The organism is Allokutzneria sp. A3M-2-11 16 (genome assembly GCF_024213555.1).
In the GTDB taxonomy this organism is placed as follows: domain Bacteria; phylum Actinomycetota; class Actinomycetes; order Mycobacteriales; family Pseudonocardiaceae; genus Allokutzneria.
In genome coordinates this window covers 2406162-2421301 of record NZ_JANAVO010000001.1, presented here as the reverse complement: position 1 = coordinate 2421301, position 15140 = coordinate 2406162, and the positions used below count along the sequence as shown (strand labels likewise).

General features: G+C 69.4%; 11 protein-coding genes and 1 tRNA gene. 6 read left to right on the top strand and 6 right to left on the bottom strand.

Features of this window, described 5'->3' with window-relative positions:
• Positions 1 to 8: 8 nt before the first annotated feature.
• Together NLX83_RS12090 and NLX83_RS12085 are read left to right on the top strand one after the other, a co-directional pair.
• Positions 9 to 1115, top strand: coding sequence for an ADP-ribosylglycohydrolase family protein (locus NLX83_RS12090; protein ID WP_254234918.1), 1107 nt, complete (start codon positions 9 to 11; stop codon positions 1113 to 1115).
• A gap of 62 nt (positions 1116 to 1177) precedes the next feature.
• The gene (locus NLX83_RS12085) at positions 1178 to 1609 is read left to right on the top strand and encodes a hypothetical protein (protein ID WP_254234917.1); all 432 of its coding nucleotides are present in this window, start codon (positions 1178 to 1180) and stop codon (positions 1607 to 1609) included.
• 124 nt (positions 1610 to 1733) lie between these two features.
• Here the strand turns inward: NLX83_RS12085 and thpD are convergent, their stop codons facing one another.
• The 6 genes from thpD to NLX83_RS12055 form a co-directional block, all read right to left on the bottom strand.
• Complete coding sequence (gene thpD / locus NLX83_RS12080; protein ID WP_374118730.1) at positions 1734 to 2663, bottom strand: ectoine hydroxylase; 930 nt, start codon at positions 2661 to 2663, stop codon at positions 1734 to 1736.
• A gap of 20 nt (positions 2664 to 2683) precedes the next feature.
• Positions 2684 to 3076: an ectoine synthase gene (locus NLX83_RS12075; RefSeq protein ID WP_254234916.1), complete on the bottom strand. Its 393-nt coding sequence runs from the start codon at positions 3074 to 3076 to the stop codon at positions 2684 to 2686.
• Positions 3073 to 4314, bottom strand: a complete 1242-nt coding sequence (ectB, locus tag NLX83_RS12070) for a diaminobutyrate--2-oxoglutarate transaminase (RefSeq protein ID WP_254234915.1) — start codon at positions 4312 to 4314, stop codon at positions 3073 to 3075. Before ectB ends, NLX83_RS12075 begins: the two co-directional genes overlap by 4 nt.
• A gap of 55 nt (positions 4315 to 4369) precedes the next feature.
• Entirely contained in the window at positions 4370 to 4867 is a 498-nt protein-coding gene (gene ectA, locus NLX83_RS12065; RefSeq protein ID WP_254236187.1) for a diaminobutyrate acetyltransferase, read from the bottom strand.
• A 140-nt stretch (positions 4868 to 5007) separates the two neighbouring features.
• A complete protein-coding gene (gene mgrA, locus NLX83_RS12060; RefSeq protein ID WP_254234914.1) occupies positions 5008 to 6036 on the bottom strand; it encodes an L-glyceraldehyde 3-phosphate reductase in 1029 nt (342 codons plus the stop codon).
• 468 nt (positions 6037 to 6504) lie between these two features.
• Positions 6505 to 6577, bottom strand: a tRNA-Thr gene (locus NLX83_RS12055).
• A 286-nt stretch (positions 6578 to 6863) separates the two neighbouring features.
• Between NLX83_RS12055 and NLX83_RS12050 the strand changes: the two genes are divergently transcribed.
• The 4 genes from NLX83_RS12050 to NLX83_RS12035 all read left to right on the top strand — a co-directional run bounded on the left by NLX83_RS12050 (position 6864) and on the right by NLX83_RS12035 (position 15076).
• The gene (locus NLX83_RS12050) at positions 6864 to 8306 is read left to right on the top strand and encodes an alpha,alpha-trehalose-phosphate synthase (UDP-forming) (RefSeq protein ID WP_254234913.1); all 1443 of its coding nucleotides are present in this window, start codon (positions 6864 to 6866) and stop codon (positions 8304 to 8306) included.
• 85 nt (positions 8307 to 8391) lie between these two features.
• Positions 8392 to 10926 carry a trehalose-phosphatase gene (gene otsB, locus NLX83_RS12045; RefSeq protein ID WP_254234912.1) on the top strand — a complete coding sequence of 845 codons (2535 nt, stop codon included), beginning with the start codon at positions 8392 to 8394 and terminating at the stop codon, positions 10924 to 10926.
• 215 nt (positions 10927 to 11141) lie between these two features.
• The gene (locus tag NLX83_RS12040) at positions 11142 to 13118 is read left to right on the top strand and encodes a tachylectin-related carbohydrate-binding protein (RefSeq protein ID WP_254234911.1); all 1977 of its coding nucleotides are present in this window, start codon (positions 11142 to 11144) and stop codon (positions 13116 to 13118) included.
• Entirely contained in the window at positions 13115 to 15076 is a 1962-nt protein-coding gene (locus NLX83_RS12035) for a tachylectin-related carbohydrate-binding protein (RefSeq protein WP_254234910.1), read from the top strand. The genes NLX83_RS12040 and NLX83_RS12035 overlap by 4 nt, the downstream gene beginning before the upstream one ends.
• Positions 15077 to 15140: the final 64 nt, after the last annotated feature.

Below are 15140 nucleotides of genomic sequence, written 5' to 3'. Positions count from 1 at the left end.
TCATCGGTGTGCCCCTGGACCCGACCGTCGTCGCAGACCGTGGCGCGGGGTGTCTGCTCGGCGGGGCACTCGGCGACGCTCTTGGCGCGCCCGTGGAGTTCATGCGGCTCGACGAGATCCGCAAGGAGTACGGCCCCGCGGGCATCACGCACCCGCCCCGGCTCGGCCTGATCACCGACGACACCCAGATGACGCTGTTCACCGCCGAGGGCTACCTGCGGGCGTGGGTGCGCGGGAAGCAGCAGGGCCAGTGGGGTCCGGCGGCGCTGGTGTGGCTGAGCTACCGGCGCTGGCTGGACACCCAGCAGCAGCGCGCCCCGGCCCCGGACGCGGTCGGCCTGCTCGCCGACAAGCGGCTCTACGCCAGCCGCGCGCCCGGCGTGACCTGCCTGCGGGTGCTCCAGGGCGCCACCGAGGCCTCCGAGGTCCCCGACCCGGAGCACCCGATCAACGACTCCCGCGGCTGCGGCGGGGTGATGCGCGCGGCTCCCGCCGGGTTCGCGCCGACCCCCGAGACCGCTTACGGCCTCGGCTGCGAGTTCGCCGCGCTGACCCACGGCAGCCCGGCGGGCTGGGCACCGGCGGGTGCGCTGGCGATGATCGTGCACCTGGTGGCCATCCGCCGCCGGTCCCTGGTCGAGGCCGTCGACCAGGCGACGGGCCGGGTCCTGCGCGACGACCGCGAGACGGCGCACGCCCTCGCCGCCGCGACCGCGCTCGCCGGGTACGACGGCTCCAGGGCGGAGCTCGCCCGCGAGGCCAAGGTGTTCGGCCGCCGCGTGGTCGCAGGCGGTCCGTCGGACCGCTCGATCGAGCGGCTCGGCGGGGGCTGGGTGGGCCCGGAGGCGCTGGCGATCGCGGTCTACTCCGCGCTGTCGCACCGCACGCCGGAGCGCTTCCCCGACGCGCTGCGGCTGGCCGCGAACCACTCCGGCGGCAGCGACTCGACCGCGTCGATCACCGGGAACCTGCTGGGGGCGCTGCACGGTGCGGCCGCGCTGCCCCGCGAATGGCTCGGCCGCCTCGAACTGTCGGACCTGATCGACCAGGTCGGCCGGGATCTCGCCGCCTCGTGCACCGGCAACGGGTTCGACGAGGACTACTACGGGTTCTGACCCCGGTTTTTCCGTCCCTCCGCCGGGGTATCCCAGCGGCCCCAGCCCCGAGGAGGCCGTCGGTGGAAGAAAGCCTGAACACCTACTTCGCGTTCCTCATCATCGGCGCGATCCTGGTCGTCGCCGACGGGCAGCTGATCATGCGCGCGAGCCGCGTCTACCTGCGTTCCGCCTACACCGACGAGGGCGCGGCCAACTCGATGGGCCGGATGATCGGCGTGCTGTTCCACATCATCACGCTGGGTGTGCTGATGCTGCTCTCCACCATCGACATCCCGGTCGAGGGCGCCGTCCAGCAGGTCATCACCAAGCTCGGCATCGTCCTGCTGCTGCTCGGCGCCGCGCACGCGGTGACGCTGTCGGTGCTCGGCAACATCCGCGAGCGGCAGAGCTCGCAGCGGATCACCCAGGAGACCAACGCCCAGCTCGAAGAGCGCAAGCACGAAGAACCGCGGCCGATCGTGAACCCGAGCATGAACGGCAACAACTTCTGACCACCCCACAGACCCTCGCTCGGGGAGCGCTGGAGGGCCGTCCTGATCCCCTGGACGGCCCTCCAGCGCTGTGTGCGGGCGGTGGCGGAGCGAGCCCCGAGCCGCGCTCCCCACCACCCTCTCCTCACCCGTTCCCGACAGGGGTGAAGTCCCTGCTCGCGATGAACGGCGGCCGCGGCCGAGGTGCCGCGAACGGCTCCACGAGCGTGTTCTCGACGCTGTTGAACACCACGAAGATGTTGGAGCGCGGGAACGGCGTGATGTTGCCGTTGGACCCGTGCATGCAGTTCGAGTCGAACATGACGGCCGATCCGGCGGGCCCGGTGAACTGCTCGATGCCGTAGCGCCCGGCGAGCACGGTCAGGCTGTCGTTGTCCGGAGTGCCGATCTCCTGTTCCCGCAACGATTCCTTGTAGTGGTCGGCCGGTGTCTCGCCGACGCAGCTGACGAAGGTCCGGTGCGAGCCCGGCATGATCATCAGGCCGCCGTTGAACGGGTGGTTGTCGGTCAGCGCGATCGAGATGCTCACCGCGCGCATGCCGGGCATCCCGTCCTCGGCGTGCCAGGTCTCGAAGTCGGAGTGCCAGTAGAACGAGCCGCCCGTGAAACCGGGCTTGTAGTTGATCCGGCTCTGGTGCACGTAGACGTCGGAGCCCAGCAGCTGCCGCGCGCGGTCGACGACCCGCGGATCGCGCACCAGCTCGGCGATCGCGGAGCTGATCCTGTGCACCTCGAAGATCGAGCGGACCTCGTTGGAGGACTTCTCCACCACCGTGCGCTCATCGGCCTTCACCGCGGGATCGGCGGCCAACCGGTCCAGCTCGTCCCGGTAGAGCGCCACCTCGTCCCCCGAGAGCAGCGAGTCGATGGTCAGGAAGCCCTTGGCGTCGTAGCCGGAGACCGTGTCCGCGTCCACCGGTCCGGCCGCGGTCGCCCCGTTCGCCGTCGGCCACACAACGGGATCGGGCCGCCGCAGCATCATCGGGTAGTTCTTGCAGCGGGTCGGGTACCTGTCCTCGACCATGTTGCCGGGCAGGGTGTCGATCGTGGTCATATCGCGCTCCTAGCGTCGGTTCACGCGGACTCGGTCAACAGCGGGTAGACGCCGTGTTCGTCGTGCACTTCCCTGCCGGTCACGGGCGGGTTGAACACGCAGACGGTGCGCACGTCGGTCTTGCACCGCAGCCGGTGCTTCTCGTGGCCGTCGAGCAGGTAGAGCGTTCCCGGGGAGATCGGGTGCACCTCGCCGGTCTCGTCGTTGATCAGCTCGCCTTCGCCCTCGATGCAGTAGACGGCCTCGACGTGGTTCGCGTACCACATGGCGGTCTCGGTCCCCGCGTAGAGAACGGTGTCGTGCAAGGAGAAACCGACGCCCTCCTTGGCCAGGATGATCCGCCTGCTGCGCCAGGTCTCCGCGCGCACGTCGTACTCGGTGTCCTCGATCTCGGACAGGCTCCGGACGATCACTGGCAGCTCCTCACGGCATCGGCGAACAGGGCGAGTCCCCGTTCCAGCTCGGCATCGGTGATGGTCAGCGCGGGCATCAGCTTGGCGACCTCGCCCTCCGGCCCCGAGGTCTCCACCAGCAGGCCCCGGTCGAAGGAGGCCCGGCACGCCTTGCCCGCGCGGTCGGCCTGCTCGAAGACCAGCCCCTGCGCGAGTCCCCGACCGCGCACGGACATCCCCTCGCCCGACGCGGCCAGCGCGGACAGCTCGGAGTTGATCCACTCGCCCTTGGCCAGCGTGGACCGCTCGAGGGCGTCGTCGGCCCAGAACGTCTCCAGCGCCGCGGTGGCGGTGACGAACGCCGGGTTGTTGCCGCGGAAGGTGCCGTTGTGCTCGCCCGGCTCCCAGATGTCGTGCTCCGGCTTGATCAGCGTCAGCGACAGCGGGAGTCCGTAGCCGCTGATCGACTTGGACAGGCAGACGATGTCGGGGGTGATCCCGGCTTCCTCGAAGCTGAAGAACGGGCCCGTGCGGCCGCAGCCCATCTGGATGTCGTCAACGATCAGCAGCATGCCGTGCCGCCCGCACAGCTCGGAGAGCCCGCGCAGCCACTCCGCGCGCGCCACGTTGATGCCGCCCTCGCCCTGCACCGTCTCCACGATCACCGCGGCGGGCTTGTCCAGGCCGCTGCCGCTGTCCAGCAGCATCCGCTCGAACCACAGGAAGTCCGGCATCTGACCGTCGAGGTAGTTGTCGAAGGGCATCGTCACCGCGTGCGCGAGCGGCACCCCGGCGCCGCCGCGCTTCATCGCGTTGCCGGTGACCGCGAGCGCGCCGAGGCTCATCCCGTGGAAGGCGTTGGTGAAGCTGACGACCGGCTCGCGGCCGGTGACCTTGCGGGCCAGCTTCAGCGCGGACTCCACCGAGTTCGCCCCGGTCGGCCCGGGGAACTGGAGCTTGTAGTCCAGGCCGCGCGGGGCCAGCACGACGCGCTGGAAGGTCTCCAGGAACCTCCGCTTGGCGCTGGTGCTCATGTCCAGCCCGTGGGTGACCCCGTCCCGGGCGAGATAGCCGAGCAGTTCCCGCTTCAACTCGGGCGGGTTGTGCCCGTAGTTCAGCGCGCCCGCGCCCGCGAAGAAGTCGAGGTAGCGGTTACCGTCCTCGTCGATCATATGACTGCCCGTAGCGGTGTCGAATACCGTCGGCCAGCCGCGGCAATACGACCTGACTTCCGACTCTAGTGCCTCGAAAATTTCCATGGAAAACCGTCCGATCATCCGTCAGCGGACTCGGGATACTTTGGGCGGAGAGCGACTAGACGAAAGGACCTATGCGATAGAGATCCTCTGCGATATGGGTGCCCGCGAACAGCTCGTCACCGAACAGGCCACCCACCGAGAGCCGGGCACCGCGGTGTCGCGCGAGCGCGGAGAACAGGGCGATGGAGGCCCGGTTGTCGGCGGTGATGGTGGTCTCCAGCCACCGCGCACCCCGGCCCACCGCCCGCTCCACCACGGCTTGGAGCAGCGAGGACGCCACACCCTGGCCCCGGTGGGCGGCGTCGACCCCGACCTGCCACACCATGAGGGTCTCGCGCTCATCCGGACGCATGTACCCGGTGACGAACCCCGCTAAACCTGTTTCCGTACGAGCGACCGCGGACGTTTCGGCAAAGTCCCTGCACCACAACAGATAGGCATAGGGAGAATTCAGGTCCAGGGTCCCGGAATCGCGCGCGACCCGCCACATCTCGGCCCCATCGGCAAGGCTCGGATGATCGATCTGCAGGAGTTGTTGGCGGCTTTCTGCCATGTCATGTGAACGTAACAGAGTAATTTTTTCACGCCAGTCACCCAAGATCGCACAGCCCATGTGCCTGCGCATTTGCAGAAACATGCGTGATGAAGGCTACGTAACGCTTGCCTTCTCGTGAACGACTTTGTTAGAGGCGCTCAGCCGGACTTGCGCGAGGTGGCCCACAGGTCGATGCCCGACTCCACCGCGTGCCTGTCGATCGCGTTCAGCTCGTCGGTGGAGAGGTCCAGCCGGTCCAGCGCGGTGAGGTTCTGCTCCAGCTGGCGCACCGAACTGGCACCGATGAGCACCGAGGTGACCCGATCATCGCGCAGCGCCCACGCCAGCGCGAGTTGGGCGAGGCTCTGCCCGCGCGCGGCGGCTACCTCGTTCAGCGCCCGCACCCGCGCCAGGTTCTCGTCGCTGAGGTGCTCCGGCCGCAGCGAGCCCTGCTGGCTGGCGCGCGAGCCCTCCGGAACGCCGTTGAGGTAGCGGTCGGTCAGCATGCCCTGCGCCAGCGGCGAGAACGCGATGCAACCGATGCCCAGTTCGCCGAGCGCGTCCAGCAGCTCCGTCTCGATCCAGCGGTTGAGCATGGAGTAGGACGGCTGGTGGATCAGCACCGGGACGCCGAGGTCGCGCAGGATCGCGTGCGCCTCGCGGGTCTTCGCCGCGGAGTACGAGGAGATCCCGACGTAGAGCGCCTTGCCCTGCCGCACCGCGGAGGCGAGCGCGCCCATCGTCTCTTCCAGCGGCGTGTCCGGGTCGAACCGGTGCGAGTAGAAGATGTCGACGTAGTCCAGCCCCAGGCGGCCCAGCGAGGCGTCCAGGGAGCTCATCAGGTACTTCCGCGAACCACCGTTGCCGTACGGCCCCGGCCACATGTCGTAGCCCGCCTTGGTGGAGATCACCAGCTCGTCGCGGTAGCCCCGCAGGTCCGTCGCGAGCATCCGCCCGAAGTTCTCCTCGGCGGAGCCGTACGGCGGCCCGTAGTTGTTCGCGAGGTCGAAATGCGTTACGCCCCAGTCGAACGCCCGCAACACGATGTCGCGCCCGTCGACGTAGCTCCGGTCCGCTCCGAAGTTCTGCCACAGCCCCAGGGAGACCGCGGGCAGGTCCAGTCCGCTGCGCCCACACCTGCGGTAGGTCATGCGGTCGTAGCGACTGGGCTCGGCCTGGTAGGGCATGCGTCTCCGATCACCGCTGTGCGTTGCGCCTGGCAGCTTAGTTCAGCCCGCCGCCCACCCCGACTGGCGTTTCAACCCAGTCGATCACGCCTCCAGCGGGAGACGGCTGAACTTCCAGCGAGACGCGGCTGGGCTTCCAGCGGGAGGGGCTGGTTGCGTTGGTGTCGGCTTGACCTGGGGCCCCTTGCGCGTGCCCTTGGGCCTCTCGGGGGCACGGGATGAAACCCCGGCCCTCGCGATGAGCGTATGGCACGCGCACCCCAGGTAAAGCCGACGCTGGCTGGCGGTTCCAGCGGGGTTGGGTGGTCTTCAAGTACCGCATACCCCTGCCAAATCCGTCTCTAACCACGACAAACCCCGCCATGGCTGGGGGTTTGGTGTCGTTAGAGACCGCCGGAGTGGGGGTTCGGTGTACTTGAAGACCACCCAACCCCGGCCAAGGCTGGAACCGACCACCGAACAGCCGAGAGCTGGTGGCGGGACTCGAACCCGCAACCTTCCGCTTACAAGGCGGGTGCTCTGCCAATTGAGCTACACCAGCGTGGGTCGGTGGGAGGGTGACCCGTGCACATCGTAAGCACACCGATGGCTCGTGCAGACCGGGACGGCGTTCAACCGCAAGCAACCTAGAGATGATCAGCAGCGAGACTCGGCGCAGGTCATAGGGGCCGTTCGGCGGCTCAAGGCGGGCGCTGGGGCGCCGATGAACTGACGGAATGTGACGGCGATAACGGCCAGGCGTGGGGTGTGCCGGATGTGGCTAATCTCCCCTTGGTCGCCTGTTCCGCACAGCTCATCCAGCCAGGCAGCCGAGGAGGCGTTTTCCGGTGGCGAGCTCGCCAGTGTCGAAGGCCGATTTCATCGTTGTAGCCAACCGCTTGCCGGTCGACCTGGAACGCCTGGATGACGGCACAGAACGCTGGAAGCGCAGTCCGGGTGGGCTGGTCTCGGCGCTGGAGCCGTTCCTGCGCAGCCGCAGCGGCGCGTGGGTGGGCTGGCCGGGTGTGCCGGACGTCGAGGTGGAGCCGTTCGAGGACACGGGGGTGCACCTGCACCCGGTTCCGTTGTCGGCCAAGGAGGTCGCCGACTACTACGAGGGTTTCTCCAACGGGACGCTGTGGCCGCTCTACCACGACGTGGTGGCGCCGCCGGTGTACCACCGGCACTGGTGGGAGGCCTATGTCCGGGTGAACCGGCGCTTCGCGGACGCGACGGCGGAGGCGGCGGCGCCGGGGGCGACGGTGTGGGTCCAGGACTACCAGCTGCAGCTGGTCCCGGCGATGCTGCGGGAGCGCAGGCCGGACGTGCGGATCGGTTTCTTCCTGCACATCCCGTTCCCGCCGGTGGAGCTGTTCCAGCAGCTGCCGTGGCGGACGGAGATCATCCGCGGCCTGCTGGGCGCGGACCTGGTCGGGTTCCACCGGCCCGGGGGCGCGCAGAACTTCCTCTGGCTGGCCCGCCGCCTGCTGGGACTGGAGCCGAGCCGGGGTGCCGTGGGCGTGCGGACCCGGCCGGGCGTGGTGCCCAACGGGGACCGGATGGTGCGGGTGGGGGCGTTCCCGATCTCCATCGACTCGGCGGGGCTGGACGCGCTGGCGCACGACCCGGACGTGCAGAAGCGGGCGCAGGAGATCCGCAACGAGCTGGGCAACCCGAAGAAAATCATGTTGGGTGTCGATCGTCTGGACTACACGAAGGGCATCGACGTCCGGTTGCACGCGCTCGGGGAGATGCTGGCGGAGGGCCGCATCGACCCGGAGGACGTGATCATGGTGCAGCTGGCGACGCCGAGCCGGGAGCGGGTCGAGCACTACCAGCAGATGCGCGACGACATCGAGGGTCTGGTCGGCCGGATCAACGGCCAGTTCGGCAAGATCGGCCATCCCGCGGTGCACTACCTGCACCAGTCCGTGGACCGGAAGGAGCTGGTCGCGTACTTCTGCGCCGCCGACGTGATGGTGGTGACGCCGGTCCGGGATGGTATGAACCTGGTCTGCAAGGAGTACGTGGCCACTCGACACGACCTGGGGGGTGCGCTCGTGCTCAGTGAGTTCGCGGGCGCCGCCGCGGAACTCACCAGCGCGTTCCTCGTCAACCCACACGATTTGGACGGCGTGAAGAACGCGCTGCAGGCCGCCCTCGACGTGGACCCGGCGGAGGGCCGCCGTAGGATGCGCGCTCTACGCCGCCAAGTACTCACGCACGACGTCGACCGTTGGGCACGCTCGTTCCTTGAGGCACTAGGCGCGCAGGAGATGCACAACGCGTAAGCGCACAAAGAAAGCCGGATTCATATTTCCGGCCGGCTTTCCACATACTTTCGTTGCCCCTTCGACGCCCCCGTAGGAGCAGGCGTTGACCGCCGAAGCCCTTCCCGCCGAGCTTCGTCGCGCGCTCGTACAGCTGGCCCGCACTCCGCGGCTGCTGATCGCGTGTGACTACGACGGAACGATGGCGCCCATCGTCGCCGACCCGGAGCAGGCCCGCCCGCTGCCGGAGTCGGTGAACGCGCTGCGGTCGCTGGCCACCCTGTCGTCCACGACCGTCGCTGTGATCTCCGGGCGCGCCCTGCGCGACCTCGCCACGCTGTCCCGGCTGCCTTCCGAGGTGCACCTGGTCGGCAGCCACGGCTCGGAGTTCGACGTCGGTTTCGTGCACGCGCTGGACGCCGCGGCACGCCAACTGCTCACCAAGATCAAGAACGAGCTGGAAACGATCATCGACGGTGCCGAAGGCGTGCACCTGGAGATGAAGCCGGCCAGCGTCGCGGTGCACGTGCGCCGCGCCGAGCCCGCCGTCGGCGAGCGCGTCTTCACGGCCCTCCGCGGCGGCCCCTGCACCTGGGACGGTGTCCAGGTCACCGAGGGCAAGGCCGTGATCGAGCTGGCCGTGGTGCAGACCGACAAGGGCCACGCGCTGGACGTGCTGCGCCACCAGGTCGGCGCGACCGCCGCGATCTTCGTCGGCGACGACGTCACCGACGAGAAGGCGTTCGCCCGGCTGACCGGCCCGGACCTGGGCATCAAGGTCGGCGACGGCGAGACGCAGGCGGCGTACAAGATCACCGACACCACCGACGTCGCCAGGGTGCTCGCCTTCCTCATGGAGGAGCGCCGCACCTGGCTCTACGGCGAGCAGGCGGTGCCGATCGAGCGCATCTCCATGCTGGCCAACGAGCGCTCGGTCGCGCTGCTGACACCGGACGCCAAGGTCACCTGGCTGTGCCACCCCGAGCCGGACTCCGGCGCGGTGTTCGCCGACCTGCTCGGCGGCCCGACCGCAGGCGTCTTCGGCATCAAGCCGGAGCGCAACGGCCTGCCGCTGGGCCAGCGCTACCTGCCGGGCACCATGACGGTGGAGACCCGCTGGTCGAAGCTGCTGGTCACCGACTACCTCGACCACTACGCGCCGCCGCACCGCACGGAGATCGTCCGGGTCATCTCGGGCAACACCCGCGCCGTGATCGACTTCGCGCCGCGTCCGGAGTTCGGCCAGGTCGCGGTGAAGCTCGCCGCCGAGCCGGACGGTCTGCGGGTGCTCGGCACCTCCGACCCGATCGTGCTGCGCGCGCCGGGCGTGGAGTGGACGATCACCTCCGACGGCCAGCACGAGTCCGCGCAGGCCGTGGTCGAGGTGAGCCCGAACCAGCCGCTCGTGCTGGAACTCCGGTGCGGCAGCGACTACCTCGGCCCCGCCGAGGTCAGCGAGGCCGACCGCCGGGCCCGCGCGGGCAGCTACTGGACCGACTGGCTGGCCACGCTGAAGCTGCCCGAGGTGCAGCGCGACCTGGTCGCCCGCTCGGCCCTGACGCTCAAGGGCCTCCAGCACGACGAGACCGGCGCGTTCCTCGCCGCGGCGACGACGTCGCTGCCGGAGGAGATCGGCGGGGTCCGCAACTGGGACTACCGCTACTGCTGGATCCGCGACGCGGCCCTGTCCGCGCAGGCGCTCGTCCGGCTGGGCTCCACCACCGAGGCGGAGAAGTACCTGACCTGGGTGCACGGCGTGCTCGCCACGCTGCCCGGCCCGGAGCGGCTGCACCCGCTGTACACGTTGCACGGCACGCACTTGGGGCCGGAAGCGGTCATCGACACGCTTCCCGGCTACGCGGGCTCCCGCCCGGTGCGCGTGGGCAACCTGGCCAACCAGCAGGTCCAGCTCGACGTGTTCGGCCCCATCGTGGATCTCGTCGCGATGGTCACCGAGGCGCGCGGCAAGCTCACCGACGAGGACTGGCGGATGGTCGAGGCGATGGCCGAGGCCGTCAGCCGCCGCTGGCACGAGCCGGACCACGGCATCTGGGAGGAGCGCGCCGCGCCGCGGCACCGCGTCTACTCCAAGGTGATGTGCTGGGTGACCTTGGACCGCGCGATCAAGCTCGCGGACACCTACGGCCGCAAGGCCGAGGCGAGCTGGGCCGAGCTGCGCGACACCATTCGCGCGGACGTGGTCGAGCACGGGTGGAACGAGGAGGTCCAGTCCTACGCGACGGCCTACGACGGGCCGGACCTGGACGCGGCGACCCTCCACATCGGACTGTCCGGGCTGATCGACCCCCAGGACGAGCGCTTCCAAGCCACCGTCACCGCCACCGAAGCCGAACTCCGCTCCGGCGTCACCGTCTACCGCTACCACCGCGACGACGGACTCCCCGGAACCGAAGGCGGCTGGCACATCTGCGCCGCCTGGATGATCGAGTCCTACCTGCTCACCGGACGCCGCACCGAAGCAGAAGAACTCTTCCAACAAATGGTCGACTGCGCCGGACCCACCGGCCTGCTCCCCGAGGAATACGACCCCATCGCCGAACGCTCCCTGGGCAACCACCCCCAGGCGTACTCCCACATCGGACTCATCCGCTGCGCACAGCTCCTCTCGAAGCAAGCCTGAAATTTCTTGTCACGGCCCGTCGCCCCGTAGTAGAGGGCGGCGGGCCGTTCTCATGGCGTTACGCTGTGACCTGTTACCTGGGACTTTGCGGCATTCATCGCATTGACCAGCCCCCGGTTCCGAGGAATGCTCACCCTTGCGGTGGGCCTCGGCCCACCGCGTCGGGGAGCCGGTGCCCGCTCCAGGGCCCGGAATCGGCATGGGGGAACACAAACATGACGCCCAGTAACACGGGCGCGCGGTTCCGCGCGCTCTCAGTAGCGGCCACCGTCGCTTCGACGCTGGTCCTCTCCGGAGCGGCGACCGCCGCACCCAAGGCTCCGCAGCAGGAGCTCACCTGCACCAGCTCGATCCGCACGCTCGGCGTGGACCCGAACGGCGGACTCTGGCTCAACAACCACCTCGACCCCGCCAACGGCGAGCCCAAGTGGGGTGAGAACAAGCTCGTCGGCACCGGGTGGACCGGCCGCACCATCGCGGGCCCGAACGGCTCGGTGTACGCCTTCATCAAGGAGGGCGAGATCCACCGCTGGCGGTGGAACGGCACCGGCTGGGACGCCCCGCCGCCCGGACAGGCCTTCGACGTCATCGCCCGCGGCGAGTGGATCAAGAAGTTCCTGACGCCCGAGTTCCGCAACCGCGTGGCCTTCGACGGCTTCAACCACATGTACACCGTGGAGGCCAACGGTGAGCTGTGGGTCAACCCGTACAACGCGCAGGCCCGCGTCTGGGGCCCGGCGCGCATGCTCGCCAAGGGCTGGGACCGCTACAACGCGATCTTCACGACCTTCGACGGCGTGATCTACGGGCGCGACAACGCGGGCAAGCTGTTCCGCCACCACTACAACGCCACCTCGCAGCGCTGGATCGACGAGACCGGTGTGGAGATCGGCAACGGTGGTTGGCAGCAGTTCACCCGCCTGTTCTCCCCCGGCGGCGAGGTCGTCTACGGGATGACCAAGGACGGCCAGCTCAAGTGGCACCGCGTGACCGACAGGAAGCTGGACCCGCGCTCCGGCAAGGTCCTCGTGTCGAACTGGACGGCGGAGGCGGACATCACCGCGTTCACCGACCAGTGCGGCCCGGCGCAGCCGCTGGTGCCCGAGCGCCCGCAGGTGTGGCGCAAGAACAACGCGCGCACCAACCTCTCCGTCTCCGCTGACGGGCGCATCCACCACAGCTTCGTGGGCACCGACCGCCGCGTGGTCGACGCGATCCAGCAGGCTCCGGGCAACCTGGAGCTGGAGGTGCACGCCGCGGGCGGGCACGACGGCGCCAACGGTGTTCCGGCGGTCGGGATGGCCCTCGACGGAACGCAGCACCTGGTGACGCAGAACGTCGACTCCGACATGCAGCGCAGCACCTTCGGCCGCACCTGGCAGCTCGGTGACGCGCTCAACGGCCGCATGGGCAGTGAGCCCGCGATCATCCGCAACGAGTTCAACGAGCTGTCGGTCTACGCCTTCGACGGTGGCGGTTGGCTGTGGCAGCGCACCCAGGTCGGCCAGAACGGCGCGTTCGGCCCGTGGCGCAAGGTGTCCGTCCACCCGGAGACCACCGCCTTCACCCCGGACGCCCCCGCCGTGCTGCGCGCGGGCCGGGACAACCGGATCTTCGCGCTCGACAAGTGGGGCGCGATCCAGTACGTCGACGTCGCGCCGGACCACGTGCCCAGCACCGGCACCTACTGGCAGAAGCTCACCGCCGACGTGACGTTCGTGAGCCGCCCGACGGTGATCGAGCAGCCCGGCGGCGGTCAGTCCGTCGTCGCGCGCGGCAGCGACGGCAAGATCCGCGTCATCACCGGCTCCAACAAGTGGGGCGGTTTCAAGGACGCCACGTGGAAGGTCGTCGGCGACCGCGCCTTCGCCGGTGAGCCGCAGGCGACCACCAGCCCGAACGGCCTGCCCGCGATCAGCGCGCGGGACGCCAACGGCGCCCTGTACTTCACCGAGCAGGGCAACGACGGGACCTTCCTCGCGTGGGAGCTGGTGAGCGACCCGGGCGTGTCCGCGACCGAGCTGAGCATGATCCGCTACGGCGCGAACACGGTGCTGCTGAGCTTCCGTGACACCGAGGACCAGCTCTACATCGGCACCTACGAGTGGGGCCAGAAGCAGGCTCCGGGCGCGGGCGCGAAGCGAGTGGCCAAGGTGAAGTTCACCAAGGCCAAGAAGGTGGGGACGAAGTGAGGATCACCGCGCTCGCGGCGGTGGCCGCGCTGGGCTCGACGCTGCTGTTCGGCGGAACCGCCTCGGCAGCGCCGAAAGCCGCCGAACTGCTGTGCAACCCGCCGGTGCAGACGCTGGGCGTCGACCCCAACGGCGGGCTCTGGCTGAACCGGCACGAGGACCCCGTGGGCGGTGCGGCCCGCTGGGGCCAGGCGCAGGTGCTCGGCGGCGGCTGGACCGGCCGCACCATCGCGGGCCCGGACGGCAGCGTCTTCGCGTTGATCAAGGAGGGCGAGATCCACCGCTGGCGGTGGAACGGCACCGGCTGGGACGCCCCGCCGCCCGGACAGCCCTTCGACGTCATCGCCCGCGGTGACTGGGTCAAGAAGTTCCTGACCCCGGAGTACCGCAACCGGATCTCCTTCGACAACACCGGCGCGATGGTCACCATCGAGCCGGGCGGCGAGCTCTGGCGCAACCCGTACAACCCGCAGACCCACGCGTGGGGTCCGGCGCGGCTGCTCGCGACCGGCTGGGACAAGTACAACGCCGTCGTCACCTCCTGGGACGGCGCGATCTTCGGCCGGGACGACCAGGGCAGGCTGTTCCGGCACCACCACAACGCCACCTCCGACCGGTGGATCGACGAGGTGGGCGTGGAGATCGGCTCGGGCGGCTGGCAGAACTTCACCCGCCTGTTCTCCCCCGGCGGCGGCCTGATCTACGGCATGACCACCTCGGGCCAGTTGAAGTGGCACCGGGTCACCGACGGCAGGCTGGACCCGGGCTCCGGCAAGGTGCTGATCTCGGGCTGGACGGCGGAGGCGGACATCACCGCGTTCACCGACCAGTGCTCCGAGAACACCCTCAGCACGCCGGACGCCCCGCAGATCGCGGCGAAGCCGAACTCGCGCACGAACGTCTTCTCCGGCCGGGGCAGCGGGCTCGACCACGTGTTCGTCGACCACCAGCGGTCGCTGTTCCACCTCTGGCAGGCGAGCCCGACGTCCGAGGGCCAATGGCGGGTCGTCGAGGGCTACGACAACTTCGTCGGCACCCCCTCGGTGGCGCAGAACAACAACGGTTCGCTCCAGCTGATCGCCCAGGGCGCGGACAGCGACCTGCGCGAGAGCAGGCGCGCCAACGACTGGTCCCCGGTGGCGACCGGTACGGGCCGGATGGCCAGCCCGGCCTCGCTGGTGACGCCCCAGGGCGAACGGCTCGCCGCGTTCGCGATCGACGCCGAGGGCAGGCTCTGGGCCAGGCAGCAGAACGCGCCGAACGGGACCTTCGCCTCGTGGACCCGGATTCGCGTTCCCGCGGAGGGCGCGCCGGTGCTCAGCGCCACCGCGCCGACCGTCCAGGCCGTGCACCACACCACGGGTCCGGACACCATCCGGATCTTCGCCGCCGACCGTGCGGGCAAGCTCTGGGCCACCGAGGTCTACACGGACCTGAAGCCGTTGCCGGACAACGGTTCTCGCTGGGTCCAGCTCGGCACCGAGAGCGGGTTCACCGGGCAGATCTCGGCGATCATGAAGGGCGACGAGCGGGCGGACCTCGTCGTGCGCGGCGGGGACGGCCAGGTCTACGCGATGAACGAGCTCGGAAGGGGCTTCGCCGGGCAGAAGTGGCAGGCGGTCCCGGGGTTGACCGTCGTCGGTGAGCCGCAGGCCGTGTACAGCCCGAACGGTTCGGTGGGCATCGCCGCCAGGGACGCGGCGGGCGCGCTGTACTTCACCGAGCGCAAGGAGGACGGCACCTTCCACCCGTGGGGGCGGTTCGAGGGCAACGCCCCCGCTTCGGCGACCGATCCCTCGGTGACGCGCTACCAGCACACCCAGGTCGTGCTGTCCTTCCGGGACGCCCAGGACGAGATCTGGGTGACCGCGCTGAACTGGGGCGCTCAGGCTCCGGGCGGCAAGAAGAAGGCGGAGATCGGCAAGGTGACCTTCACCAAGATCAAGAAGAAGCGCTGACCAACGCCGCGAAGGGCCGTTCACCCCGGTGGGTGGACGGCCCTTCGTTGTGGGACAACAAGGT